Source organism: Streptococcus mitis SK1080 (genome assembly GCF_000220085.1).
Lineage (GTDB): Bacteria > Bacillota > Bacilli > Lactobacillales > Streptococcaceae > Streptococcus > Streptococcus mitis_K.
Genome location: NZ_AFQV01000032.1, coordinates 1 through 26,192 on the forward strand (window position 1 = coordinate 1; position 26,192 = coordinate 26,192).

The window sequence follows — 26,192 nt, forward strand, 5'->3', positions numbered from 1 at the left end:
AACTGGATAAGTAATAGATGTTCCTTTTGATTCTGCAAGTGATGAAACTGTAATTGTGTGTTCTTTTGTTACTGTTGCCCCTGCCGCATCTGTTGTTGCATACGTTAAAGTGTATTCACCTTTTTTCAGATAATCATTATTTTTTAGGTTAACAACTTGATTTCCCTTTCTGATTGTAAGGTTAAAGTTATCACTAGCTGTATTTCCTACTGTCTTGTTCGCATCATCTTCTTTATCTGCTACTGTCACAAGATTTTTCAATCCAGTCAGCGTTAAGCTACCGTCTGCAGTATAATTACGAGTGCTTGGTGCTTTGACTGTAATAGTTGGTGCATTATTTGTTGCTGGTGAAGCAGTAATCCATCCTTGGTCAGTCTCATTTGCTGGATTAGCAGGATTATTTTTGGCATTAACGTGGTGTACACGAACTCTTATCTTGTTTTCCCCTGCTGGAATTGTAAACGGAATATTTATCTTCTTATTCGAATCCTTAATTCGTAAAGTTAACTCTTTTTCTGAAATATTAGCTCCGTTTTTTACGATTAACTCAGTCGTGTTTGCTTTATTAGGATCTGTTATTTGCCATTGCCCGTTAACTTGTTTAACTCCATACTCGTACTCTTGTCTTGTACCATAGTTTAATTGAATATAGAATTGACCTGCATCATGAGGAACTTTAACAGTCAGTTCTCGTCCTGCTTGAACTGGAGTATCAATAGAGATGGCTTTGGCTAATTGAACATTCACTGTTGAAGCTTCTGATTCTGCTCCATTTTGTGTTTGTGTAACAGAGATAGCATTGTCAGCTTTTATAGTAGCATCTGATTTTGTATTTTGCGTAAGTTTTTCATTTGCTCCTAAATTATAAGTCCACTTACCTTGATTGTTAACTGTTGTTGTACCTGTTGTACCATCTTGCAGCGTTACTTTAATCGTTGCACCAGCTGTACCTGTTCCCGAAATGACACGATCAGTCGACACTAAAGTTCCGTTGTATTGAGGTGCGGTAGTAATTGTTGGTGCCGTTGGTCTAACAATTAGAGTAACTGTACCATCTGAACCAGAACCTTTATCTTCTGATGTTGTACCGTCTTGATATGTTGCAATTACTTTATATTTGAATACTCCAGCTTTAGCTGTACTTGTTGGCTTAACACCGCCTTGCCAACTCCAAGTCATACCTCCTGGGAATGATTTATTCTCTTTATGTCTGACGTAACCTGAATTTGCAGGATCATTTGGATCCCCCAAAGTGTCTCCTACTGTTTTTGTAACAGTCAACCCTTGAATTGGATCTATTTGTGCATCTGGCTTGGTTTCCAATCTCGTTCCTGTGGCAGAATAAATATATGCCTGAAGCGCATTGAAAGCTTTTCCTTCTTTAGCAGTTACAGCTATAGTTCCTGCTTTTTGAGCTTGCTCAGCCGTAACATCATCTCTCAAACGCACCTTAATATGAAATTTATAAGCATAATCTTGATGACTACCTACAGTTAACAGATGAGAATAAGAAGCACGAGGTAACTGACCATTATCTTGCCGAACGATACGATTAAGCTCAGGATTATCTTTTAATCCCTTCAACATTTGTTGTAGCTGACTTGAATTTACACTAGTAGGACCACCACTCATCTGAAAAAGTCCACCAGCAGATCCCCATAGTCTTTGTGAGTCTGAATCCTGATAACTATTACTTGCCAATCTCCCCAATGGAACTGTATATCTTTCACCCACTCTAGTAAAATTATTCGAATTGTGAGAAAGCGTCCCTGTTGCTCCTGTATTTTTTTGATAACGTTCGTAGTAAAGATCAGAAACAACTCCTACAGGATAACTACCTCCTTGATACAAAAGATCACGAGGTGGGTAGAACCAAAATGCATTTCCATTATACCCACTCAAAGCTTGACCATCATTTTGGAAGTAAACATCATAAGTAATAAATTTCTTATTACCCTCTGTACTATATTTTGCTGTCATGAATGTTTTATCAATTGTTCGGGCACGAGCACCAGTAACTGTGCCACCACCAGTAAATTTATCCTCTGATATATACTCTTTTACATTGTATAACGCACCTTCTACGTTTACACCATCTGCTCTAAAGTTAACCCCTTCACCCATGCTTCGATTATTACGTGAATCACGAGCGCCTGAATTTGCACGCAACTCTTCATTGACTAATGTATTCCGAACTGCCTTTGCTTGTTCCAACAGTGTCGTTAATTCTTTTGATGTTAACGTAGTATTTTCTAATTGTTTTGAAATGTTTTCTAGAATTTCTTCCGCTGCTGTTACGTTTGGTTTATCAGTTGTAATTTCTGATTTCTTCACGTATTTTTGAAGATCCTCTTTTACTGTTTCAAGAGAGTGTTTAATCTCTGTTTCAGTCTTAGGAGTTACTACCGTTTCATCGCTTACTTTTTTAGGAGTGCCAAGCTTAGGCATTGAAGATAATATAAACAATTTATCGCTAAGAGTTTTAGCTGCCGCATCAACTTCAGCTTGTGTTAACTCATTATTATTTAATGCATTTTTAGCATTTTCTAAATCTGCTTGGATTGCAGCAAGGGTTGAAGCTGGAGCTTTTTCCTTGTTGACTTTATCCAAGAGTTCTTGAACTTTTGTAATATTAGCCTGTAATTTAGTCTTATCTAGTGTTTGTTTCTCTGCCACTTTATCACCACTAGCATCTTCAGTTACAGTTATGGCGCTAGTAGATGTGCCGTTAGTTAGAGGATTAGCCTCTAGGGCTTCTTGATTTTCAGCTGGTTCTTCTATTTTCTCAGTTTTCTTAGCTACCTCAACTTTTTCAGTTTCCTTGGTTTCCTCATTTTTTGATATTGGAGCAGGCTCTATCTGAGGCGATTCCTCCTCATTTGGATTCGGTGCGCCTATGGTAGGTTGGTTTTTAGCATCTACAACATCCGCACTGACGGCATGCGTACCTAAAAACATCAGTGCTGCTACAGCTACTGAAGCCGCACCAAAGCTATACTTACGAATAGAATAGCGCAAGACCTTATCACTTTGATGACGTTTAATCCGACTGAATGACTTATTTTTATGTTCCATTTTCCCTCCTAAGAGCAATATAATATAGAAAAAGAGATTTTTATAACTTCAATTCAAAAAAGAGTTAAGTTATAAAAATCACTATGATGACTAGTATTTGCTAATAACATCACAGCTATCACAGCTATCACAGCTATCACAGCTATCACAGCTATCACAGCTCAATTATACCAGTTTTACTATTTTTAATCAAATATAAACCAGTTTATTCTATCAAATAGTTCAAAATATATAACTTTTATAAAAATATTGTTATATTATCTTGTGGATTAATCGATCCCGATTCTCACATATCATAGGCATTGAATCTTGTAGAAAATCCGTCTCAAAAATATTGAATGATATCTACGCAATTTCATATGACATACTCTATATCTCAGATTGGTAAATGCATTCATAACGAACATATCGAGAACTTCTTTTGGCACTTTAAAACTGAGAATTCGGAGTTGAAACAACACAATTTTTAGATGTAGTGCATTGAATCTATAATAGTACAATACAGCTTCTAATTTATGTTTAGAAATTTTTTCTAAATACCTTAATCGATTTGTACACATCTTATTTCAATATTCTATAGAACTACCAATGATTATTACCAATAACCTCTAGAAGTTTTATATATTCTTGAGGACTTTCTAACACATCTTTTTTAATCTCTTCGATTCGATTATTGAAATCATGTATTCTCATCTTCTTCCTCCTTATTCCATAAAAAAGAGACAATAGAAATCATTCTACTGTCTCATCACACCCATATCATTTTGTTTTGATTAATTCCATACATTCCTCTAAAGTCATATCCAAGGTATTATACACAACTGTCTGAAAATCTGTTTCACCTTTATTTCTAGATAAAATAAGATCAACTTTCACTTCATCATGTAATTGATACCCCTTCAATATCGTTTGTGGTTTGGCTAATTTCGTCTTTGTAAAACCAATTGTACAAACTTTATCTGAAGAAGCGAAAGAACAAGAAATCCTATTTTTATTAAAATTCTCTTCCACAACAATTGCTTCTGATGAAAATATTTGAATAGCATTCTCTAAGACACTCATCTTCCTACGAACAGAACCTTTTTGGCTCTTATCATTGATTTCAAAGTCACCATCCTCTAAAGTCTTTTGATAACATTTTTCAAAAAAATTTTTTGCTTGCAAGTTTGTGTGAACTCCTGTTAAATGCAAAAAATTATCCTCAAAAGCAGAAACGATATAATATTTCTGATATTTAAATTCCCTAGAGAAAATAAGATAATCTTTCTGAACTAACAGCTCATAGTATAACACTGCACAGTTCATCAACTTTAATCGTACTCTTTCTTTAAATGATTGTTCTACCATAGCATCACCTCAAAAAAGGAGGATGAAAAATCAACCTCCTTTGGTTTTTCACAGTTTCCTTCTGCACTGGATATGGGTTTTCAGTCTCCATTCCGACCTCTGGAAGTAGGTTTAACGTCTCTACTCCGACTCATTTCAAGTTGAAAATTCAACTACTCTTACTAACAGTATACAAAATTATCATTCAATTGCCAAGTAAAAAGAACAACAATTTGATAAAATAAATTCCAAACAGTTCAAAATATATAATTTTATACAATATTGTTATATCATCTATAAATTAATCAATCCCTATTCTCACATATCATAGTAGCTGATTCATAGTCGTTGAATCTAGTAGAACATCCGTCTCAAAAATATTGAATGATATCTACACTATTTCAGATCACATACTCTATATCTCAGATTGGTAAATGCATTCATAACGAACATATTGAAAACTTCTTTTGGCACTTTAAAACTGAGAATTCGGAGTTGAAACAACACAATTTTTTAGATGTAGTGCATTGAATCTATAATAGTACAATACAGCTTCTAATTTATGTTTAGAAATTTTTTCTAAATACCTTAATCTATTTGTGCATATTTTATTTCAATTCACTATATCTTGGTACGAATATTAATATCCACTTTTTCGAGAATACAACAACAGCCTTGCACCTCTTGAAATGAGGAACAAGGCTGTTGTTTAATATTTCATTGTCCACTTAACAATGAACCGTTCATATTTTGACTAAATTTTTATTTTAGTCTTCTTTTCTTTCCAAATGCAAGCCCGAGACCGCTTAACATGCCAAGAAGTCCTAGAGATGCAAGAGTCGCATTCGATTCTATTCCTGTATTTGGCAATACATTTTGAGAATCATTTGATTTTATTGTTGTATTGTTCGCTGTTTCCCCCACTTGTCCACTTGGGGTAACTTTCTCAGATTCACGTTCCGTATTATCAGATTGCACTGGTTGAGGGCTATTAGATTCTTGGTTACTAGATTCATAGTTATTAGATTCATGATTACTAGTTTCATGGTTACTAGATTCATGATTACTAGATTCATGATTACTAGTTTCATGGTTACTAGATTCATGATTACTAGTTTCATGATTACTAGATTCATGATTACTAGATTCATGATTGCTAGATTCATGATTGCTAGATTCATGATTGCTAGATTCATGATTGCTAGATTCATGATTGCTAGATTCATGATTGCTAGATTCATGATTGCTAGATTCATGATTATTCATTTCTATTAATCTATTAGATGAAACTTTTTTGAAGATGTGTTTAACAATATGATTTTCTTCATCTTTTTCTGTTTTTAAAAAGACATATCCTTCGATTTCACCCGCTTCTAATGCCTCGTTAGCACCACCTAGTGTAGCTGGTTCTTTGACAGCCGCTGGTTTTAGATCATGACCATCCTCATCAACCCACTTAGTGATAAGAAGTGCAGCTATATCCAATTTAGCTGATTCTAAAATATGTTCATTAGAAATTAGAACACTTATATCCTCAGTAATATTTCCTGTATTGGAATCTACTGTATAAGAAGTTACTGTCTTAACAACATGATCTCCATCCTTAGAATATACTACTTTATCCTTAGCTGGAATTTTGACAATCGTATTAGTTGGTTCTTTCGTACGAACTGGTTGACCTACAGTTGGGGTAATTTCCCCCGTTGTTGGATTTACTTTGTACGTTGTTGTGATAATGTCTTCACCATCTTCACCTTTAACGGTAGTTGCCTCAGTACCTTTTTCTTTCGTATCATCTTTTTCGTAAATTACTGGAGATAGTACTACCCTCTTCTCAACCGTTGGTTCTTTCCTTATTCCGTAAGTAGTCACTGTTGTAGGAGTTACCTTACCGGTCTTTGAATCAACTTCATAAGTTGTAGTGTTGATAACTTCACGACCTTGGTCATCCTTATTACGTTCAACCTTAGTTTTAGCTCCAACCTTAACTATTGTCTTACCTGCTGGGGTGACCACTGTATCAAGATGCTCTGTGATATGACCGTCCTTTGAATCTACATCGTAAGTGCTTGTAGTAACTGTTTTACCTTTTTCACCCTCCGTACGCTCATCTGGTGTACCGAAGTCACGAGTGTCATCTTTTTCATAAACCACTGCGGGTTCAATTGGTGTTTCTACTACTTTATCCTTAGCCGCGACTTTAACGATTGTTTCTGTTGGATTTACTATTACTGGATTTCCTACATTTGGAGTAACTTCCCCATTGTCTGGATTTACTGTGTAAGTCGTTGTGGTTGTCTTACTTCCGTCTTTTCCTGCAATAGTAATATTGTCTTGGCCTTTTTCTCGACTAGCATCTTTTTCGTATTTTACTGGAGATGGGATTGTTTCTACTTCTACTTTATCCTTCGCTCCATTTTCTTTAAATGTTTCTTTTGTTGTATGCTCTATTATGTTTCCATTATCTGGATTTACTGTATATGAAGTTGCTGTCTTCACAATGTTATTTCCATCTTTAGAAGTTACTACTCTATCCTTAGCCGCGACTTTAACGATAGTAATTGTTGGATTTACTATCACTGGCTCTCCTGTATGTGCAATAGCTTCTCCACTGTTTGGATCTACTGTGTAAGTCGTTGTGGTTGTTTTACTTCCAGCTTTTCCTGGGATAGTAATATTGTCTTGACCTTTTTCGCGACTAGCATCTTTTTCGTATTTTACTGGAGATGAGATTGTTTCTACGTCTACTTTATCCTTCAATCCGTTTTCTTTAAACGTTTCTTTTCTTGTATACTCTGTGATGTTTCCATTGGTTGAATTTACTGTATAGGTAGTAACTTCTTTGACAATGTTATCCCCATCTTTAGAGTATACTACTTTATCTTTTGCTGCTACTTTGATAATTGTATCCGTTGGATTTACTATTACTGGCTCTCCTATATTTGGAGTGACTTCCCCATTATTTGGATTGACTGTATAAGTCGTTGTGGTTGTCTTACTTCCATCTTTTCCTGGAATAGTAATATTATCTTGACCTTTTTCCCTACTAGCATCTTTTACGTATCTCTTAGATAATGGGATTCCTCTTACTTCTACTTTATCCTTAGCTGGAATTTTAACAATCGTATTAGTTGGTTCTTTCGTACGAACTGGTTTTCCTACAGTTGGGGTAATTTCCCCTGTTGTTGGATTTACTTCGTAGGTTGTTGTGATAGTGTCTTCACCATCTTCTCCTTTAACGGTGATTGCTTCAGCACCTTTTTCTTTCGTATCATCTTTTTCGTAACGTACTGGAGATGGTACCACCCTCTTCTCAACCGTTGCTTCTTTCCTTGTTCCGTAAGTCGTTACTGTTGTAGGAGTTACCTTACCTGTTTTGGGATTAACTTCATAAGTTGTAGTGTTGATAACTTCACGACCTTGGTCATCCTTGCTACGCTCAACCTTAGTTTTAGCCCCAACCTTAACGATTGTTTTAGCAGCTGGAGTGACCACTGGGTTACCAACCTGTTCTGTGACTGTTCCATTATTTGGATTAACATCATACCTTGTAGTCGTTACAGATTTTCCTTTTGCTCCTTCTCTAGGCTCGTCTGGTGTACCAAAGTCACGAGTGCCATCTTTTTCGTAAACCACTGCGGGTTCAATTGGTGTTTCTACTACTTTATCCTTAGCCGCAACTTTAACGATTGTTTCTGTTGGATTTACTATTACTGGATTTCCTTCATTTGGAGTAACTTCCCCATTGTCTGGATTTACTGTATAAGTCGTTGTGGTTGTCTTACTTCCAGCTTTTCCTGGGACAGTAATATTGTCTTGGCCTTTTTCGCGACTAATATCTTTTTCGTATGTTACTGGAGATGGGATTGTTTCTACTTCTACTTTATCCTTAGCTCCCACTTTTACAACTCTAGCTATTGGTAGAGTTACGACTTCTGGTTTGCCTTTTGATGGAGTTAGGGTTCCATTTACTGGATTTACGCTATAGGTTGTGGTGACTTTAGTTTTTCCTGCTTTCCCTGGAAATTGAACGGTATTCGTACCTTTTGGACTGTTCACATCTTTTAAATAAACTGGTTTGGGTTCAACTGAATTATACTCAACTATATCCCTCGCGCCACCTCTATTGACTACTTCTTCCTTCTCAGTCGAAGTAAGACTGCCGGTTTTTGAGTTTACTGTGTAACTTGTCGTCTTCTTAACAACGTCGTCTCCTTTTTTAATGTATTCTACTTCATCCTTGGCTGCGACTTTGACAACTGTTTCTATTGCCGGTTGCTTAACTACTGGTTGTTCTATATGTGCAATCAGATCTCCAGTGTTAGGATTTACACTATAAGTCGTAGTTACTGCACTAGTACCTGGAGTACCAGCTATTGTTACATTTGCTTCACCTTTGGCTTTTGTGGCATCTTTTTCATAACGTACACTTGGCTCAAGTTGGGTATCGACAACTGTAGACTTGGCTCCATCTTTCTTGAACACTTCATCAATTGTATTGTTAGTAATCTGTCCTGTATCAGAATTTCTCATACTCACAGTTATTGACTTAATGATGTCATCTCCACGTTTACTATATACAACAGTTTCTCCAACTTTTTCTACAGATTTAACTGTTGCAATTTTTTTATCTTGATAACCTGTCCCATCTAAGGAAATTCGTTTCCCAGATATAAATTCTGGTCTTCTATTAATCATATCGGCTTCAAAATAAGAACGTGAACTATGACCTCCTCTTGTTGTTCCAACATTTATAACAACATCACTATCATTGCTGACGCCTTTTCTTATCGTCGAATCATTATCAACAATATAATGAGTCATTTTACCAGACTTGGCTATTTTTTTGCTATCTAAACCTTTTTGCCAAAATTCACGACCAGAAACCAAACTCGTCACTACTTTTGGGGCATTAAATGTTGTTCCTTTTTTCAATACATTATTATAAAAGTTTCTATAAGCCAACTGCTCTTTAGGAGACATGACTCTGCTGTCAGAATATGCCAGCTGATAAGCTTCAACCATTGCCCGTTGTACTAAATATCCTCCTAAAGAATGACCTGTCAAATAAAGATTGGTGATACTCTTATCTTTAGCCAGTTCACGCATGATATTTTCTGCATCTATCCCTTGCTGAGGATTGCTTCCTAATCCAAGTGTTACATCAGCTCCTATATCCTTCGCATCACTTGTTCCACGAAAGGCTAATACTTGTGCAGTTCCATTTGGTAAATATAAGAAATCACTCTTCGTTTCATACAAGACAGCATCTAGTCCACTGGAGGTATGGTAACTTTTCTTCCTCTCCCAATAAGGCCCCAATTCCTTATTCATCATCATATACTCATAACGTGGTCTACTGTCACCATTCTTTTTATATAACTCTGACTCTGTTAAGGATCTCTTATGATCCAGCACTCTATCAATATAATTATCATCACGGTAGGACAATTCCATGAACATAATCATATCGCGCTCACTGACATTCCATTTTAATTTTTCATCGGGTTTTTCGTTACTGTCAATAATACCATCACCATCAGTATCTTCTAATAAGGGATGACTATTATACCCTACATACTTTTTCCCGCCTTTTTCATAAATATAAAGTTCTTCTTTATCCTTCAAGTAGTCATCATCTGTATAAGCTTCTGGACTTAACTTAGGACCGTTTAATAACAAACTGTCAAGCTTATTACCTTCTGAACCGATTACTCCTGCTTTTATTTGCTTAGCATACTCATCAGTTAATTCATACTTTTTAACCTCGGAAGGATTTGATGCTGCTCTCACCGCTGGAGTGCTTGATCTGTCTTCACCCGCCGCGGAAGCCCTTGTGGTCAAGCTATTATTGCCCATCTCCCCAGATGTCTCAAGTTCTGTAGTTCTTGTAGATATTATTGGAGTATCTTTTGGGGCTGGACTGGAAATAGAAGCTCGATTCTCTGGTGAACTTTGAGACTCTTGTTTTTTCTCCACAGAAGATGGAGAATTTTCCGTAGAAGCAAGCACTCCCTGAGATGGTGTAAACAAGGCAATTCCTATTAATACAGAAGCCACTCCAACGGAAAATTTTCGAATCGAAAAACGTTGACGTTTATTAAAAATATCTTTCATTTTACCAACTTTCTTTCTAGCTATTTTTTTACAAAATAGAGGCTTCTAATATTTTGCCTTGACAGAATACTAGATCATTTCTTGACTAAAATTTTAGAGCTTTTCCTCTACTTGATCATAAACTATCACATTGATTTCTAATCATAGAAAAATGGATCGATTAATATTAATAAAATATCAGTAAAATATAAAAAAATGTAAATATTTCACTTCCAACACTGCCATTATACCATAAAAAACCATAACACTCATATGTTTTAAAAAAGGTTTGTCGAAAAGTCTTTATACTCAATAAAAATCAAAGAGCAAACTAGGAAACTAGCCGCAGGCTATACTTGAGTACGGCAAGGCGACGTTGACGTGGTTCGAATTTGATTTTTGAAGAGTATTAAAATCAAAAAACGCATAATATCAAGTCTTGAAAAACCTTGATACTATGCGTTTGATTGTGGGAAGATCTACTTCATTTTCTCCGAGAATTGAGTTTTTGCCCAGTCTCATCAAATCTAGATTTTTTCTTCTTTGATATCAATCACAATCTCTTCTAATTCATCAAGAGTTTCGGCCTTTTCTTGCCATTGCTCCTTGAGATTATTGAATCGATCTTTTGATGCTTCTGTTGCTTGACGAGCACATGATTTGGCTTGAGCAAGGACGCTGTCCACAGTGATTTCACCTGACTCAACCTGTTCTTTGGTTTTAAGAACAAAATCTGTAGCCTGTTCCTTGACTTCTGTTAGTTTTTCACAGACCTGCTCCTTGGCATACTCAGGATCTTCTCTCAAGTCATCTAGAAAATCTTGAGCCTGACTGCAAACTTGTTTTCCCTTGTCGCTTGTTAAAAACAAGGCAAGAGCTGCACCTGAAACGGTTCCTAAAAGGATTGAGGATAGTTTACCCATAAGAATTCTCCTTTTTTATTTTTTGAAAAATTTACTTGCGACACGTAGAGCTGACAGACTTGCACCAGTCTTGAGTGTTTTTGATCCAGCTGATGAAGCTTTCTTGCTCAAGACACGCGCATGGTCATTGAGGTCGGAAACAGATAGAGATAAATCTGCTACTGCACTAAAGAGTGGATCAATCGTTGCCACCTTGACATTGATATCATCTGCCAAGACATTGACCTTAGCCAGCAATTCATTTGTGTGATGCAAGGTCACATCAACATCTGAAGTTAAGGTTTTAATCGTCTTCTCTGTTTCATCGATAACACGTCCAAGCTTTTGTACAGTAATGATTAAATATACTAAAAATACAATCAAAGCAAGGGCTACAAGAATATATGCAACTTCTAACATTTAATTTTCCTCCTCTGAAATATAGTAAGGGGCCTTCTTTCGATTTTGATATAGAATGATAAAAATACCCAGTCCGATAAGAACAACTGAAAGCCATTGAGACACTCGAAGGCCAAAGAACATGAGACTATCTGTCCGCATACCTTCGATGACCATACGACCGAAACCATACCAAATCAAGTAGAAAGCAGTGATATGACCTCTTCTGAGACTCTTCCATTTTCGTCTGAATATCAGAATCAAGGCAAATCCAAGTAGATTCCATAGGGACTCATAAAGGAAGGTCGGTTGACGGTAGCTCCCATCAATATACATCTGGTCACGGATAAAGCCAGGTAGATAATCCAAATTATCCACTGCTGCACCATAGGCTTCTTGGTTAAAGAAATTACCCCAGCGTCCCAGACTTTGAGCAATCATGACGCTAGGCGCCGCAATATCTAGAAAATCCCAAGTATTGATGAGTTTACGATCAGCAAAGATGTAGAGTACAAGGGCACCAGTTATCAAACCACCGTAAATGGCCAAACCACCATTCCAAATGGCAAAAATTTCTCCCAAATTCTGACTATAGTAATCAAAACGGAAAATGACATAGTAGAGACGAGCTCCTAAAATAGCCAAGGGAAAGGCTATCAAGATAAAATCTAAAATATCGTCTGGTATGATCTTCTTTCTAGGTGCTTCTTTCATGGTCAAATAAACCGCCAAAATCAAGCCTGTCACAATACACAAGGCATACCAACGAATGGCTAGAGGGCCTAGATGAATAGCAATTGGATCAAGCATTAGGCACCTCGTTTTGAGCAATGAGATTTGTCAAGCGTTCTTCGAACAAGCGTGTCGCATCAAAGCCCATTTCCTTGGCACGATAATTCATGGCAGCAGCCTCAATCACGACAGAAATATTACGACCTGTTTTAACTGGAATACGAATACGAGGAATAGATACGCCAGAAATTTCAAGTTCCTCTGCATTGTTTCCAAGACGATCAAAAGTTTTATGTGTATCGTAATTTTCCAAATAAACAGCCAGCTGGACTTGTGAAGAATCCTTGACCGCACTCGCACCGTAGAGGCTCATGACATCGATAATCCCAACCCCACGAATTTCAATCAGGTGCCTCAAGATTTCAGCTGGTTCACCCCAAAGAGTAATCTCATCCTTGGCAAAAATATCAACCCGGTCATCAGCTACCAAGCGGTGACCACGTTTGACAAGCTCTAGACCTGTCTCACTCTTACCGATGCCACTATCACCCTGAATCAAGACACCCATACCATAGATATCCATCAAGACACCGTGCACACTGGTCCGTTCTGCTAAACGTGAATCCAGATAACTAGATAACTCTCCAGATAAACGACTGGTTGCCGTACGGCTAGTTAAGATGGCAATCTTACATTCTCTGGCTGCCTTTAACATTTCCTCCGGAACCACCAAACCACGGGCAACAATTACCGCAGGTGTCTCAGGTAGAAACATTTTTTTCAAGACTTGGTAACGGTTGTGAGAGGACATCGAAACGAGGTAGGACCACTCCTTCATTCCCAAGAGCTGGATTCGCTCAGGCGTATAATAGTCAAAATAGCCAGTCATTTCAAGACCAGGTCGCGTAATGTCCGCGGTATTAATTTCCTTTTCAAGTAATTCTGGTTCGCCATAGACAATGTCTAGTCTAAGCTTTTCAATCACTTCTTTTACTAAAACCGACATCATTTCCTCCTTCAAATGAGTTCTTCTCTCTATTATATCAAATTGTAGTAGGATATTTGAGATTTTTGCAGGCTTTGAAGTATTTATTTAAAAGAAAAAGACTAGATTTCTCTAGCCTTTCATTTCTAATTAGAATTTTTTACGTTTACGAGCTGCTTCTGATTTACGTTTACGTTTTACAGAAGGTTTTTCATAGAATTCACGTTTGCGTGTTTCTTGAAGAGTACCAGCTTTAGTAACCGCACGTTTGAAACGACGAAGTGCGTCGTCAAGAGATTCATTCTTACGTACTACTGTTTTAGACATTTTTTTCACTCCCTTCAAGTTCAAGATCTATTCTATTTTACACGTAAAAGGAATAATTGTCAAGAAAAAACTGCCATAAACTTATATTATCTTCAATTTTAATCTTGTTAAAATTGATTAACATTTATAGATGAAAATGATATAATAGTGGCACATATTGATTAGCAAAAATTAGTATTATTTAGAAGTGAATCTATAACATGAAAAGAATCATAAAAATTTGCCCTGTGGTCAGTATTTTAGTTGTAATTTGTTTATTGCTAGGAATTCTTACTACCTTTTTGGGAAGTGTAATGTATGACTTATTTGCATTTCATTCAAAGCCAATTTATTGTTGGCAATACTTTAGTGGTACATTTATGCATGGAAGTAAAGAAGCACCAGTATGGTTTATATGGTTTCATTTAGTTTTAAATACTTTAATGTTACTTCCTTTTGGTGGGCTATTGGAGTATAAAAGGGGATCAAAATATGTATTTTTAGTTTTTATTACTTCTATGATAATATCTTCAATTGCATTCCATATATTAACACAGAATCAAGAAATTCAGGCATCGGGTATCTCTGCTATTGGCTATGCTTTTGTAACGGGTGGGGTGATGAATATGTTTAGTATATGGAAAAATTTCAATTTAGGATTAAAACTATTTTATATCCTTTTAATCGTTCTATCTCTCACCATGCTTCTACCAAATATAACAGGCTGGATTTCAACCTTTCTTCACATGTCAGGAATTGCCAGTTATATCATGGTTTCCAGCATCAACAACTATCGACTGTCTTAATAAAAATCGTATAGTATCATAAAAAATAGTCAATACGATTATATCACAGTTTACAGACATTTAATAATTTTCTATTGGATACCTTTTTATATGAAATATCGACAACTGTTACGGGAATTTACAGAAAAATTTCTTTTAGCAGGATAGTGAACATTTGAAGTAAAAAACCACTCACTCCAAAGAGCAAGTGTACTGACCCCCAAAAGTTAGACAATTAATTTAAGCAAAGGATTTAGTTCTGTATTGTACAGGGCTAAGTCCTTTTAGTTTTACCTTAATTCGTTTGTTGTTGTAGTAATCAATATAGTCTACAATAGCTTGTTCCAAGTGTTCAAGTGACTGAAACGTATTCTCATAACCATAAAACATTTCAGACTTAAGAATGCCAAAGAAAGATTCCATCATACCGTTATCTGGGCTATTTCCCTTACGTGACATAGATGGTTGGATTCCCTTATTCTTTAAAAAATGATGATAGAAATCGTGTTGGTATTGCCATCCTTGGTCACTATGGAGAATTGTATTTTCGTAATGGTTCTCTGTAAAGGCTTGTTCTAGCATAGCTTTCATTTGTACTAAGTTCGGCGAAGTAGAAATATTGTAGGAGATAATTTCGCTGTTAAAGCCATCTAAAACTGGTGATAAATAAAGCTTTTGGCTGCTTGCTGGAATGGCAAATTCTGTCACATCTGTGTAGCACTTTTGCATTGGTTTGGTTGCTTCAAATTGACGTTGAACAAGATTATCTGCTTTCTTGCCAACCTCTCCTTGGTATGAAGAATACTTCCGTTTACGGCGAATTCGAGCCGTTAAACCAAGTACTTTCATCAGACGCTGCACCTTCTTATGGTTCACTACGAAGCCACGATTTCGTAATTCTAGAGTCATGCGACGATAGCCGTAATTTCCTTTATGCTCAGAATAAATTAACTGAATTTCAGCTTTAATATCATAATCTTTATCGCTTTGATGCAGCTGTTTTAAGTGGTAATAATAGGTTGAACGGGCAAGCTTAATAATCTTTAGAAGGATATCTAAAGAAAACTCTGTTACCAGTCCTTGAACAATTTCCGTTTTTCTTCTTGCTCCTTTTCGTCTCTCAATCGGAGTTCTCTCAACTTTTTTAGAATGGCATTCTCCGCTCTCAAGTACTCATTTTCTGCTTGAAGACGTTCTAATTCTGTCATATCTTCAAATCTCTTCTTTGGCTTACGTCCCATTTTAGGTGGTCTCCCCCTTGTTTTCTCAACAATAGTATACCTGTTTTTCTTATATTGTGCCAGCCAATTCGAAAGTAATCCACTACTTGGAAGAGCATAATCCAGAGACACCCTAATTTGTGAACGCCCCTCAAGAAGAACTTTATCAATGATCTCTTGTTTTAGTTCAGGAGAATAGTAACAATTCTTTCCTTTTTTGACGATTTCTATTCCATAACGATCAATCAATTTAATCATGTACTGAAGATTAGAAATGTTTATCCCAAATTGATTTGAAAGTTGTCTAAAGCTCTCTCCTTTCTCTCTTAATTCATATATTTGAACTTTATCTTCATAAGTTAATTTCATAATAAAAACACCCCAAAAGTTAGATTTTTCTGTCTAACTTTTGGGGTGCAGTTCAAAGTGGTTTTTATACTTTTTATTTTTCTAACAAGCTAAGCGCTTCTGCATCTGCAATAATAGTCACATCAGGGTGGTTTTGTAGGCTACTTGCTGGTAAGTTCTCAGTCACTGGACCAGACACGGTTCCAGCAATGGCTTCTGCTTTTGATTCACCATAAGCAAAGAGAAGGATTGACTTGGCATCCAAGATGTTTTTAATCCCCATTGAAATGGCTTGGGTTGGAACATCTTCAATCTTGTCAAAGAAGCGAGCATTGGCTTCGATAGTAGACTGGTCAAGTTCGACTAGATGTGTTTGACTGTCAAATGGAGTACCAGGCTCATTAAAGCCGATATGTCCATTGCGACCGATTCCCAAGATTTGGAGGTCAACTGGATGGTCAGCCAAAATTTGGTTGTAGCGTTCTACTTCAGCTTCAGCATTGTCCTTAACCCCACGAGGCAAGAAACTTTCTTTAAATGGTTTTTGGTTAAACAAGTTTTCTTGCATGAAGTAACGATAAGACTGTGGGTTGTCCCCATCAAGGCCTACATACTCATCAAGGTTGACACTGGTTAGATTTGAAAAATCAAGGTCACTCTCAACAATTTCCTTGTAAAATTCAAGTGGGCTACTTCCTGTCGCAAGTCCTAGGGTTTGAGCTCCATTGGCTAATTTTTCCTTCAAAATCTCAAAAGCAACTTTTCCACCTTCGATTTGGTTTTCAACTTTAATAACTTTCATCTTTTTATCCTCCGTTTCAATCTATATTTATTATATGGTATAGACCAATTTTTGTCAAGTGAAAACGGTTTAATTTTCAAAAAAAGAGCGTCCAAACTTGAAACATGTTATAATGGATAAGATTAGAACTTAGAAAGAATGAACAAATATATGAATACAGCTGATTTTGATTTCTACTTACCCGAGGAATTGATTGCTCAAACGCCCCTTGAAAAACGAGATGCCTCTAAACTCCTCATTGTCAACCGTGAGACGGGAGAAATGCAGGATAAACACTTCCACTCCATTATTGATATGCTGGAACCTGGTGATGCCCTCGTTATGAACGACACCCGCGTTCTCCCTGCCCGCCTCTATGGTCAAAAGGAAGAAACTGGAGGTCATGTGGAACTACTCCTACTCAAAAATACTGCTGGAGATGAGTGGGAGGTTCTGGCAAAACCTGCCAAACGCCTCAAGGTTGGTACTCGTGTCAGCTTTGGTGATGGTCGCCTCAGCGCTGTCGTTACGGAAGAATTGACTCACGGAGGCCGCATTGTCCGCTTTGAATACCAAGGAATTTTCCTAGAAGTCTTGGAAAGTCTGGGAGAAATGCCGCTACCGCCTTATATCCATGAAAAATTGGATGACCGTGAACGCTATCAAACGGTCTACGCTAAAGAAAGTGGCTCTGCTGCAGCACCGACTGCTGGTCTTCACTTCACCAAAGAACTGCTGGCAGAAATCCAAGCTAAGGGAGTTCATCTAGTCTATCTGACTCTTCATGTCGGGCTTGGAACCTTTAGACCTGTTTCAGTTGACAATCTGGACGAACATGAAATGCACTCAGAATTCTACCAACTTTCTGAGGAAGCTGCTGCCACCCTTCGATCTGTCAAGGAAAATGGAGGCCGTGTCATCGCTGTCGGAACCACTTCTATCCGCACCTTGGAGACTATTGGTTCCAAGTTTGAGGGGCAAATCCAAGCAGATTCTGGCTGGACCAATATCTTTATCAAACCTGGGTATGAGTGGAAGGTCGTGGATGCCTTCTCAACCAACTTCCACCTGCCAAAATCAACTCTGGTCATGCTGGTTTCTGCCTTTGCAGGCCGTGAATTAGTCTTAGATGCCTACCACCATGCCATTCAAGAACACTACCGCTTCTTCAGTTTCGGTGATGCCATGTTTATCTATTAATTTACATAATCAAAAAAAGCGCATATTATCAGGTGTTATAAAGCCTGATAGTATGCGTTTTGTAATGGATAAGGAATTATACTCAATAAAAATCAAAGTGCAAACTAGGAAGCTAGCCACAGGCTGTACTTGAGTCGGCAAGGTGAAGCTGACGTGGTTTGCACTTTGATTTTTGAATAGTATTAATCTTTTCTAAAGGCCGGATCTTTCAAACTCTGCACACTGGCATTGATCACCGCGCCTAGGATAACAATTTTAGCAATCAAGATAAACCAAAACATCATAACAACAAGAAGAACAGAACCTAAAATTCGGACGTCCACTAAATGATGGACATAGTAATTGAGATAACTAGAGAACAGAGTTAGTAAACCTAAAATCACTAAGAGAACAAAGGCACTGCCTGGTAGGGTATAGCTAATTTTCCTGTTAGATAGATTGGGAAGAAAATAATAAAGCATGACCAAGATAGCAAAGAGCAGGGCGTAAGTCAGAGGACCTGACAACCCTTGTAAAGCCTGATAGATAATGCCATCTTTTGTCCAATAATGAGCAAGTAAATCCAAAATCATCTGCCCAAATAAGCTTAAAAACAAGGCAAACGCAAAGAGGAGCTGCAAGCCAAAACTGACTAGGAGACTCACCATCTGATGGGAAATAAGTCCACGACTCTTTTCGACGCCATAAGCCTTGTTAAAAGCTTTTTGCAAGAAATTCATAGATTTTGAAAAACTCCATAACGCCGATAAAACAGAAAAACTCAATAAACCTGTTGAAGGTTGCGTCAAGACTTCTCTGGCTATTTTTTCCACACCTTCATAGAGGCTTGGGGGCAGGACGTCTTTCACAAAGCCCAGAAATTCTCCCATAGGAATCTGAAAATAAGGGAGGATATTGACCACCACCAAAAGTAGGGGAAAAATCGAAATCAACCAATAGTAGGCTACTGCGACACTGGTCAACTCACTATCTGATGCTTGATAATAATGCAAAAAAGCTTTTAATAAAGGCTTGTCTATCATCTCTTTCCACCACTTCTTCATATCATACTCCTTTATTTACAATCTTATACTCAATGAAAATCAAAGAGCAAACTAGGAAGCTAGCCGCAGGTTGCTCAAAGCACTGCTTTGAGGTTGTAGATGAAACTGACGAAGTCAGTAACCATACCTACGGTAAGGCGACGCTGACGTGGTTTGAAGAGATTTTCGAAGAGTATTAACTAATTTCTTCTTACCAATTCCACCATATCATAAGGCAGGGTATTGGCAGCTTCCTTCAGAGAATAGTTCTCTAAGTTATTGACATTTTGTCGTAACTTCTTGGCATACTTGGTCATAATCAACCGTTTCTCTTCATATTCGAAAATCAACTTACGCTCCAGATAATAGCCTCTCAGCATTTCATCGATATTGTTGGGCTTAACACGATTGATAACCCGTTCCACAAAGGCACCACTGCTGATGATAGCTGTTTCACGGAGACGAGAATCCTGCATGAAGCTAATCAAGGAGCTCTTATAAACCCCTTTTAGGTTCTCCAAACTTTCGATAATCATCTCTGTATTTTCTAGATAGAGCTCTGCAATTTGATCGTAGTCAAGGGCTCTGAGTTTCTGTGATTCTTCATTTTTCCAACTGCGGAAGGTCTTGCCAAAGGTAAAGACTTCGTGTAGGAGAAAACGTAAAATCCGCAAGGAAACAAGGAAATAATAGGTCACTCGTGACGCAAACTTACGATTGATACTTTGTTCCATGTTTTTCAAATAACGTTGGTAAACTCGATAGGCACGCTCACTCATCTTGTCCTCTTCGTAAGCCTGTTCTAAACCATCACTTTCAATACTGAGGATGAGAAGTTTTAAGGCCTCCCAGTCTTCTTGAGCCCCCTTATTTTCTTGACTCAAAATGAGATTTTCAATACGACCATGATAGTTATCGATAGCCGCATAGAGGGGAAGTTTATTTCTGGTATCTTCCAACTCTTTTTCCAACTCTAGCGTTACTTCATTCAAAATAGCGATATGCATGAGATAGTCCTTGCTTTCTTCCTGTTCATCAGAAAGATGAGGCAAGACCAAGAGACCTGTTAAAAAGCTTACTAGCGTGACACCTGCAACAATGAAAAGCAAGATTGGATATTCCTGCTCTAAATCACTTGGTATCAGAAGAATCGTAGCAATGGACACCGTTCCCTTAACACCTGAGAAGGTCAAGAGAAGCATATCCTTCATATACTTATTTAACTTTTTTTGAGGCGGCGTGTCCTGTAAGCATAATAGCCATAGATCATGACAAAACGAATAGCAAAGAGAACAAAGGTAAGTGCGACAAGAGATACTAGCAAGAGTAAGGGATTATAGATTGGATTGGTCAAGATAGGTTCTGCTATCATTTCCAACTCCATTCCCAAAATCACAAAGACAGAACCATTGAGCATAAAGGTCACTGTATGCCAGACTGTCTCGGTCACTGTATCTACTTGGGCTTCAAGGAGTGTGATTTTCTTAAAGCGACTTGCCTTCAAAATCCCCGCAACCACAACGGCAATAATCCCTGAAACGTGCACCTCTTCTGCTAAAAAGAAGGTCACCAAAGGCAAACTCAATTCTAATAAAAGTTCGCTTGCAATATCCGTTGCGCGCACACTTAGCAAGAAAGTATGGAGGAAGCGATTGGTCATGGCTGTTAAAAAGCCAATCAGAAAACCACCTAGAATTGAAAAGATGAGCGAGCTACCAGCTTGGCCAAGAGAAAAGGCTCCTGTTGTCCAAGCCGCCAAGGCAACCTGAAAGGCCACCAAGCCAGAAGCATCATTCAAGAGTCCTTCACCTTTGAGGATATTGGACACGCGCTTAGGAAAGCTAAAGCGCTCAGACAGAGAGGCAAAGGCCACCAAGTCAGTAGGTCCAAGGGCTGCCCCAACAGCTAAGCAAGCTGCCAAGGGAAGGCTGAACCAAAGAAGGTGGGCCAAGCCACCCAAACTCAATGTCGAGATAAAAATCACTGGGAATATGAGATAAACAATGATTCGCCAGTGTTTTAAAATAGCTGTAATATCTGCTTCTTCGGACTCTCTGAAAAGCAAGGGCCCGATAACCAGGGCCAAAAACAACTCCGTATTGAGGTGAAAGTCGGTATTGGGTAAAAAGAGACCAATCACAATTCCCAAAAGAATTTGCACCAAAGGGAGAGGCAAAAAGGGCAGGAGCTTATTGGTTGTACTTGAGACAATCAAGACCAGTAAAAATAGGATGAGGTAAATCAGTAATTCCACGCACGTCCTCCTTAATCTTTTTTACAACAGGATTCAAATATCTCCTTCTGCTCTTTGATTTTTTGGTCAATCTTGGAACAGTCTTTGTGCTCAATTTTTCTCTGACACCGTTCCATCTCAAGAGCAACTAATTTTTTCTTGATTTTAAGCATTTTTTTGCTCATATGCGCTTGGTCTAGCACGCCCACCGCTCGTTCGTGGTGGGTTGATTCAACAAAATTCTGGCGCATGGCATCCAGCTTTTCACGTAGGTATTGTTTATCCATGTCTATATCTCTCTAATTTTTCAATCATTACTAAAAATGGTGGGTTGTTGACTTGGTTTAAAGTTCGGTAAATGGCAACTGTGTACTCTTGTTGGTTCAACTGGCTAACAAAATCCAAGACAGCATCTTTCTCGAGGTCGCCTCCTTCATGACCATAGTAGATCATGATAGCAATCCGTCCACCTTTGACAAGTAAGCCACACAGCTTTTCTAATGCTTCAATAGTCGTCTGAGGTTGGGTAATGACTGACTTATCAGCTGATGGCAAATAGCCCAGATTAAAAATCCCTGCCTTGGCTTCTGTCACAAACTGGTCCAGTGTCTCATGACCTTGCAAGATTAACTGGGCATTTGTCATTCCAGCTTGGTTCAAACGCTCTTGCGTCTTTTCCAAGGCTTGTTCCTGAATATCAAAGGCATAGACTTTCTTGGCTAGCTTGGCTAGAAAAAGCGTGTCATGACCATTTCCCATAGTCGCATCCACTACGATATCATCCTGGGTTACAACCTCAGCCAAAAAATCATGTGCCATCTCAAGTGGTCTTTTCATTTTCAAACTCCTGTTTTACAGCCTTGCATCCTTGAACACTTCCACGACGTCGCATCTCCATCTCAATGCTGTTGAGAACTTCCCATTTATTGAGGCTCCACATAGGGCCAATCAGCATATCTCTAGGTGCATCTCCTGTGATTCGATGGATGACAATATGTTTGGGAATGATTTCCAGTTGGTCACAGATGACCTTGACATATTCTTCCTGACTCATCAATTGCAAACGTCCTTCGTGATAATCTCGTTGCATACGTGTATTGGTCATCAGGTGAAGCAAGTGCAGTTTAATCCCTTGAATATCGTTATCCGTGACACAGCGGCGGACATTTTCAAGCATCATCTCATGGGTTTCACCAGGCAAGCCATTGATCAAATGAGAAACAATCTCAATCTTGGGATACTTTCTCAAACGCTTGACCGTTTCCACGTACAACTCATAGGAATGGGCACGGTTAATCAGGTCAGAGGTTGCTTCATAAGTGGTCTGCAAGCCCAATTCTACCGTCACATGCATGCGCTCCGATAACTCAGCCAAATATTCAATGGTTTCGTCTGGTAAACAGTCTGGGCGCGTTCCAATATTGATTCCTACCACACCTGGCTCGTTGATAGCCTGTTCATAGCGCTCTCGAATAACTTCCACCTTTTCATGGGTGTTGGTAAAATTTTGAAAATAAACCAGATACTTCTGAACATCTGGCCACTTACGATGCATAAAGTCAATTTCCTTATAAAATTGCTCACGGATAGGCGCATCTGGTGCTACAATAGCATCTCCAGAACCTGAAACCGTACAAAAAGTACAACCTCCATGAGCCACAGTCCCATCACGATTGGGACAGTCAAACCCCGCATCAATAGGGACTTTAAAGGTCTTTTCTCCAAAGAGTTTTCGATAATAATCATTCAAGGTATTATAAGATTTCATAACTTTCATTATAACAAAAAACACCCACAATCTCAAAAGCCTGACTTTCCTATAAATTCCTCTGTTTCTCGTTTCCTTTAGCGATTTTTTATGATACAATATGGGTATGATTTTAATGAAATTAGCATCTATTTTATTATTGATACTGACTTTAGTAGTCTGCATTATCATAACCAAACTTTTTAGATTAAAAAAATTAGGACGAAACTTTGCGGATTTGGCTTTTCCAGTCTTGGTATTTGAGTATTACCTTATTACGGCTAAAACCTTTACCCATAATTTCCTCCCTAGACTAGGCCTAGCCCTCTCACTCCTAGCCATTATTCTCGTGTTTTTCTTCCTTTTGAAAAAACGCAGCTTTTACTATCCTAAATTCATCAAATTCTTCTGGCGTGCAGGATTTTTATTAACCCTTGTCATGTATATCGAGATGATTGTTGAATTGATGGCTCAGAAATAAAAAACTAAATCGAAAACACCTCAATCAAACTGAAATACAGTGATTGAAGTGTTTTTTCTTTATATCTTTTTTAATCATTCTTATACTCAATAAAAATCAAAAAGCAAACTAGGAAGTTAGCCGCAGGTTGCTAAAAGCACTGCTTTTAGGTTGTAGATAGAACTGACGAAGTCAGCTCAAAACACTGTTTTGAGGTTGCAGATAAGACTGACGAAGTCAGTCACATATATACGGCAAGGCGAAGCTGACGTGGTTTGAAGAGATTTTCGAAGAGTATTATTTTCCTTCTTTATCAGGAAATAGATAACCAATACCTACACAAGCTAGGACACCTGCTCCAATTACCAAGCCACTTGAAATTGGCAACAGGTCCAAAATTGCATTTGCGATGATAAAGGCAATAATTAAACACATCAGACTAGCCTTGTAATCCTTTTTCAAAAGATTCTCTAGAGTGAAAAAGAGGAACAAGCCTACCGGAATCAATGACCAGAGGTTGACATCCAAATTTGGCCAGCCAACAGAACCAAAATACACTACTGTCGCTGCTGCCACTAAAAATACAATCCCCAATAATTTTTTCATTTCTTTATCTCCGATTTCTTTTTTATGAACATGACTTGTCTAATACTGCCCCCCTCACGTCCCTTACAAAAATCATTATAGCAGAGGTCAGTTTCAAGAACAAGCTCTTTTGTCTATCTGGTCTCTATCTCGGTCTAAGTGGTTCAATAATTAAGAAAAAAGAAACCCAGTAGAATGAGTTTCTTCTCTTTGCCGATTACAGGGATCGAACCTGTGACCTAGGCTTTACGAGTGCCTTGCTCTACCAACTGAGCTAAATCGGCTATTACACTTACAGTATAGCACTCTGAGAATAGATGTCAAGGAATTTTCATCTCTATTAGAAAAAGCCTGTCCTGAGACAAGGCTTTGAGTTTCTTCATCTTAGGACCCAGCACTTTCATAAGAATCCAAGCCCCTGTCCCATAGTTTCAAGGAAATAGTAAAGAAAACGAGGGAAATTAAAATCAAACCTCCAATGTTAAAGAGTACATCCTTGTCCTGCAAGAAATAGCTAGCTGGATAATAGGCCGTAAAGGCAAAAGGTACAATAAAACTGATTAACCAACGAAGAAATGAATTGTAAATAGAAATCGGATACTTGGCAAAATCATTAAACATATAGAAAATGTAAATCATAGCCCCTGACTGCTTGGTCCAAAAAGCAATGCTGGCTGTCGCAATTTTCAAGGAAGTATAAATCAAGGTCGCAAAAGGAATACAGACTAGGAAAAGCAAGAATTTTGGAAGAGTCCAATCAATGCTAGTCACTGTTGTCCCCAGTAGGATACCACCGACTAAGAGCTCGCCCAAGGCATCAATCTGAAAGGTCTCAACTAGGATGTGAAAGAGAGGATTGATGGGACGAGTCAGATACTTGTCAAACTCCCCTTTTCGGACTAGGCGTTGCCCTAGTGCCCAGAGATTGTCAAAAAAGAGATGGTCCAGTCCCTTGGGAATCAAGGAAAATCCATAGATAAAGGCAATCTCTTGAAAAGTCCAGCCTTCTAGGGATGGAATATGTTGAAAAATGACATTAAGAAACAAGAGATTCAAGCCTTGGGTCAGAAAAACTCCCAGGACACCAACCACAAAATCCACCTTGTATTCCATGATCTGTTTGATGTATTGTCTGATAAAAATCAGATGCATGCGTTGATATTTTTTCATACTAACCTCCCTGAATAGTAATGAATGACTGGACTCGTTTCCAAATCAACTGAGACAAGCCCACCATCACTAAGAGCCAGAAAAACTGCAAAGCGAGTGCTTGAAGCATCTGACTAGCATCGTATTTCCCAACAATGATCATGACCGGAGTGTAAATCAAGGATGAAAAAGGCAGGAAGGACAGAATATCTGAAACAACCTTTGGAAAGAAGGCCAAGGGAATCAAACTTCCAGACATAAAGGCCACTATGGAAGTCTTGAGTAGATTGGAACCCCAAAGATTTTTAAACACAAAGGCTGAAAAACCAAAACAGATATTAAAGAAAAAGTTAATCAGATAGGCCAGCGTTAAACTAAAGAGGTAAAGGATAGTTAATCCCAGCACTTCTACAATCCCTTGCCCAGATAAGATTTTCATCAAAACAATGACACTTAAAAATGGAAGGCCAACAGAGATAAAAATCAACCACTTGGACCCAAGCTCAGTAAAGAGGTAAGAAGCCGCAAAATGCACTGGTCTCAACAAGCGCATGATAATGGAACCATCCTTGACCTCCTCCCCAATCATAAAGGACGAATCTGACCTAGTCAGAAGATTGGTCACAAAACTCATAATGATGTAGAGGGTGATATCTGCCATACTAAAGCCCTGAATCAAAGACTCCTGGGAGGAATCAAAGACTGCCTTCCAGAGATAAAAGGCCACAAAAGCCCCCATGACATCCCCAATCCGATAAAGAATAAAGTTGACTCGATAGGTGATCAATTCCTGAACACCTGCATTGATAAAGGGTTTATAACGTCTCCACAATTTGACCAT

The 26,192-nt window shown here is 38.1% G+C and carries 20 protein-coding genes, 1 tRNA gene and 1 pseudogene; 3 read left to right on the plus strand and 19 right to left on the minus strand.

The window, feature by feature from the left end; genetic code table 11:
* The 8 genes from HMPREF9957_RS11950 to rpsU all read right to left on the minus strand — a co-directional run.
* Window positions 1-3,075, minus strand: a 3,075-nt coding sequence (locus HMPREF9957_RS11950) for a YSIRK-type signal peptide-containing protein (RefSeq protein WP_000400392.1), incomplete at its 3' end; no start/stop codon positions are given.
* 759 nt (window positions 3,076-3,834) lie between these two features.
* Complete coding sequence (locus HMPREF9957_RS12330) at window positions 3,835-4,422, minus strand: PBECR4 domain-containing protein (protein WP_000230219.1); 588 nt, start codon at window positions 4,420-4,422, stop codon at window positions 3,835-3,837.
* A 741-nt stretch (window positions 4,423-5,163) separates the two neighbouring features.
* Window positions 5,164-10,518 carry a G5 domain-containing protein gene (locus HMPREF9957_RS12335; RefSeq protein WP_000651642.1) on the minus strand — a complete coding sequence of 1,785 codons (5,355 nt, stop codon included), beginning with the start codon at window positions 10,516-10,518 and terminating at the stop codon, window positions 5,164-5,166.
* Between the two features lie 506 nt (window positions 10,519-11,024).
* Window positions 11,025-11,420 (minus strand): YtxH domain-containing protein, encoded by a 396-nt coding sequence (locus HMPREF9957_RS11965; RefSeq protein ID WP_000517380.1) that lies wholly within the window; start codon window positions 11,418-11,420, stop codon window positions 11,025-11,027.
* A 15-nt stretch (window positions 11,421-11,435) separates the two neighbouring features.
* Window positions 11,436-11,819, minus strand: a complete 384-nt coding sequence (locus tag HMPREF9957_RS11970; protein ID WP_000895044.1) for a DUF948 domain-containing protein — start codon at window positions 11,817-11,819, stop codon at window positions 11,436-11,438.
* Window positions 11,820-12,608: a prolipoprotein diacylglyceryl transferase gene (gene lgt / locus HMPREF9957_RS11975; RefSeq protein WP_000886650.1), complete on the minus strand. Its 789-nt coding sequence runs from the start codon at window positions 12,606-12,608 to the stop codon at window positions 11,820-11,822.
* Window positions 12,601-13,536 (minus strand): HPr(Ser) kinase/phosphatase, encoded by a 936-nt coding sequence (hprK, locus tag HMPREF9957_RS11980; RefSeq protein WP_000115157.1) that lies wholly within the window; start codon window positions 13,534-13,536, stop codon window positions 12,601-12,603. Before hprK ends, lgt begins: the two co-directional genes overlap by 8 nt.
* A 129-nt stretch (window positions 13,537-13,665) precedes the next feature.
* A complete protein-coding gene (gene rpsU, locus HMPREF9957_RS11985) occupies window positions 13,666-13,842 on the minus strand; it encodes a 30S ribosomal protein S21 (protein WP_000048054.1) in 177 nt (58 codons plus the stop codon).
* A 200-nt stretch (window positions 13,843-14,042) separates the two neighbouring features.
* Here rpsU and HMPREF9957_RS11990 point away from each other — a divergent pair, with 200 nt between their 5' ends.
* Window positions 14,043-14,627, plus strand: coding sequence for a rhomboid family intramembrane serine protease (locus HMPREF9957_RS11990; RefSeq protein WP_000821238.1), 585 nt, complete (start codon window positions 14,043-14,045; stop codon window positions 14,625-14,627).
* Between the two features lie 219 nt (window positions 14,628-14,846).
* On the opposite strand, the gene HMPREF9957_RS12905 is transcribed toward HMPREF9957_RS11990, so the two are convergent.
* Both HMPREF9957_RS12905 and HMPREF9957_RS12000 read right to left on the minus strand, forming a co-directional pair.
* A protein-coding gene (locus tag HMPREF9957_RS12905) for an IS3 family transposase (protein ID WP_141562094.1) occupies window positions 14,847-16,195 on the minus strand; the annotation gives its coding sequence in 2 pieces (ribosomal slippage) (window positions 14,847-15,745 and window positions 15,745-16,195; 1,350 coding nt in all).
* A gap of 73 nt (window positions 16,196-16,268) precedes the next feature.
* The gene (locus HMPREF9957_RS12000; protein WP_000864591.1) at window positions 16,269-16,976 is read right to left on the minus strand and encodes a glucosamine-6-phosphate deaminase; all 708 of its coding nucleotides are present in this window, start codon (window positions 16,974-16,976) and stop codon (window positions 16,269-16,271) included.
* A gap of 150 nt (window positions 16,977-17,126) precedes the next feature.
* Here HMPREF9957_RS12000 and queA point away from each other — a divergent pair, with 150 nt between their 5' ends.
* Complete coding sequence (gene queA / locus HMPREF9957_RS12005) at window positions 17,127-18,155, plus strand: tRNA preQ1(34) S-adenosylmethionine ribosyltransferase-isomerase QueA (protein WP_004242851.1); 1,029 nt, start codon at window positions 17,127-17,129, stop codon at window positions 18,153-18,155.
* Between the two features lie 182 nt (window positions 18,156-18,337).
* Here queA and HMPREF9957_RS12010 read toward each other — a convergent pair whose 3' ends face one another.
* From HMPREF9957_RS12010 to mnmL, 5 genes and pseudogenes are all read right to left on the minus strand, one after another.
* On the minus strand, window positions 18,338-19,198 hold the full coding sequence (locus HMPREF9957_RS12010) for a YihY/virulence factor BrkB family protein (protein WP_000759530.1): 861 nt from the start codon (window positions 19,196-19,198) through the stop codon (window positions 18,338-18,340).
* 179 nt (window positions 19,199-19,377) lie between these two features.
* Window positions 19,378-21,431 (minus strand): annotated as a pseudogene (locus HMPREF9957_RS13675) (cation:proton antiporter).
* An 11-nt stretch (window positions 21,432-21,442) separates the two neighbouring features.
* Window positions 21,443-21,697, minus strand: a complete 255-nt coding sequence (locus HMPREF9957_RS12025; protein WP_000361085.1) for a hypothetical protein — start codon at window positions 21,695-21,697, stop codon at window positions 21,443-21,445.
* On the minus strand, window positions 21,690-22,247 hold the full coding sequence (gene mnmM / locus HMPREF9957_RS12030) for a tRNA 5-(aminomethyl)-2-thiouridylate-methyltransferase MnmM (RefSeq protein WP_000828440.1): 558 nt from the start codon (window positions 22,245-22,247) through the stop codon (window positions 21,690-21,692). Before mnmM ends, HMPREF9957_RS12025 begins: the two co-directional genes overlap by 8 nt.
* Window positions 22,231-23,187 (minus strand): tRNA modification radical SAM protein MnmL/YtqA, encoded by a 957-nt coding sequence (gene mnmL, locus HMPREF9957_RS12035; RefSeq protein WP_004242846.1) that lies wholly within the window; start codon window positions 23,185-23,187, stop codon window positions 22,231-22,233. The genes mnmM and mnmL overlap by 17 nt, the downstream gene beginning before the upstream one ends.
* Window positions 23,188-23,278: 91 nt before the next feature.
* On the opposite strand from mnmL, the gene HMPREF9957_RS12040 reads away from it, so the two are divergent.
* On the plus strand, window positions 23,279-23,638 hold the full coding sequence (locus HMPREF9957_RS12040; protein WP_004242853.1) for a DUF3397 family protein: 360 nt from the start codon (window positions 23,279-23,281) through the stop codon (window positions 23,636-23,638).
* Window positions 23,639-23,914: 276 nt separating this feature from the next.
* Here HMPREF9957_RS12040 and HMPREF9957_RS12045 read toward each other — a convergent pair whose 3' ends face one another.
* From HMPREF9957_RS12045 to HMPREF9957_RS12060, 4 genes are all read right to left on the minus strand, one after another.
* Window positions 23,915-24,223: a hypothetical protein gene (locus HMPREF9957_RS12045; RefSeq protein WP_000734652.1), complete on the minus strand. Its 309-nt coding sequence runs from the start codon at window positions 24,221-24,223 to the stop codon at window positions 23,915-23,917.
* 190 nt (window positions 24,224-24,413) lie between these two features.
* A tRNA-Thr gene (locus tag HMPREF9957_RS12050) sits at window positions 24,414-24,486 on the minus strand.
* Between the two features lie 100 nt (window positions 24,487-24,586).
* Window positions 24,587-25,372 carry an ABC transporter permease gene (locus HMPREF9957_RS12055; RefSeq protein WP_000760743.1) on the minus strand — a complete coding sequence of 262 codons (786 nt, stop codon included), beginning with the start codon at window positions 25,370-25,372 and terminating at the stop codon, window positions 24,587-24,589.
* Between the two features lies 1 nt (window position 25,373).
* Complete coding sequence (locus tag HMPREF9957_RS12060; RefSeq protein ID WP_000240163.1) at window positions 25,374-26,192, minus strand: ABC transporter permease; 819 nt, start codon at window positions 26,190-26,192, stop codon at window positions 25,374-25,376.

Bases quoted from the DNA above. Each gene is read 5' to 3' on its own strand.
- HMPREF9957_RS12330 (WP_000230219.1), bottom strand. From the start codon at position 4,422: ATGGTAGAACAATCATTTAAAGAAAGAGTACGATTAAAGTTGATGAAC.
- HMPREF9957_RS12335 (WP_000651642.1), bottom strand. From the start codon at position 10,518: ATGAAAGATATTTTTAATAAACGTCAACGTTTTTCGATTCGAAAATTT.
- HMPREF9957_RS11965 (WP_000517380.1), bottom strand. From the start codon at position 11,420: ATGGGTAAACTATCCTCAATCCTTTTAGGAACCGTTTCAGGTGCAGCT.
- HMPREF9957_RS11970 (WP_000895044.1), bottom strand. From the start codon at position 11,819: ATGTTAGAAGTTGCATATATTCTTGTAGCCCTTGCTTTGATTGTATTT.
- lgt (WP_000886650.1), bottom strand. From the start codon at position 12,608: ATGCTTGATCCAATTGCTATTCATCTAGGCCCTCTAGCCATTCGTTGG.
- hprK (WP_000115157.1), bottom strand. From the start codon at position 13,536: ATGTCGGTTTTAGTAAAAGAAGTGATTGAAAAGCTTAGACTAGACATT.
- rpsU (WP_000048054.1), bottom strand. From the start codon at position 13,842: ATGTCTAAAACAGTAGTACGTAAGAATGAATCTCTTGACGACGCACTT.
- HMPREF9957_RS11990 (WP_000821238.1), top strand. From the start codon at position 14,043: ATGAAAAGAATCATAAAAATTTGCCCTGTGGTCAGTATTTTAGTTGTA.
- HMPREF9957_RS12000 (WP_000864591.1), bottom strand. From the start codon at position 16,976: ATGAAAGTTATTAAAGTTGAAAACCAAATCGAAGGTGGAAAAGTTGCT.
- queA (WP_004242851.1), top strand. From the start codon at position 17,127: ATGAATACAGCTGATTTTGATTTCTACTTACCCGAGGAATTGATTGCT.
- HMPREF9957_RS12010 (WP_000759530.1), bottom strand. From the start codon at position 19,198: ATGAAGAAGTGGTGGAAAGAGATGATAGACAAGCCTTTATTAAAAGCT.
- HMPREF9957_RS12025 (WP_000361085.1), bottom strand. From the start codon at position 21,697: ATGGATAAACAATACCTACGTGAAAAGCTGGATGCCATGCGCCAGAAT.
- mnmM (WP_000828440.1), bottom strand. From the start codon at position 22,247: ATGAAAAGACCACTTGAGATGGCACATGATTTTTTGGCTGAGGTTGTA.
- mnmL (WP_004242846.1), bottom strand. From the start codon at position 23,187: ATGAAAGTTATGAAATCTTATAATACCTTGAATGATTATTATCGAAAA.
- HMPREF9957_RS12040 (WP_004242853.1), top strand. From the start codon at position 23,279: ATGGGTATGATTTTAATGAAATTAGCATCTATTTTATTATTGATACTG.
- HMPREF9957_RS12045 (WP_000734652.1), bottom strand. From the start codon at position 24,223: ATGAAAAAATTATTGGGGATTGTATTTTTAGTGGCAGCAGCGACAGTA.
- HMPREF9957_RS12055 (WP_000760743.1), bottom strand. From the start codon at position 25,372: ATGAAAAAATATCAACGCATGCATCTGATTTTTATCAGACAATACATC.
- HMPREF9957_RS12060 (WP_000240163.1), bottom strand. From the start codon at position 26,192: ATGGTCAAATTGTGGAGACGTTATAAACCCTTTATCAATGCAGGTGTT.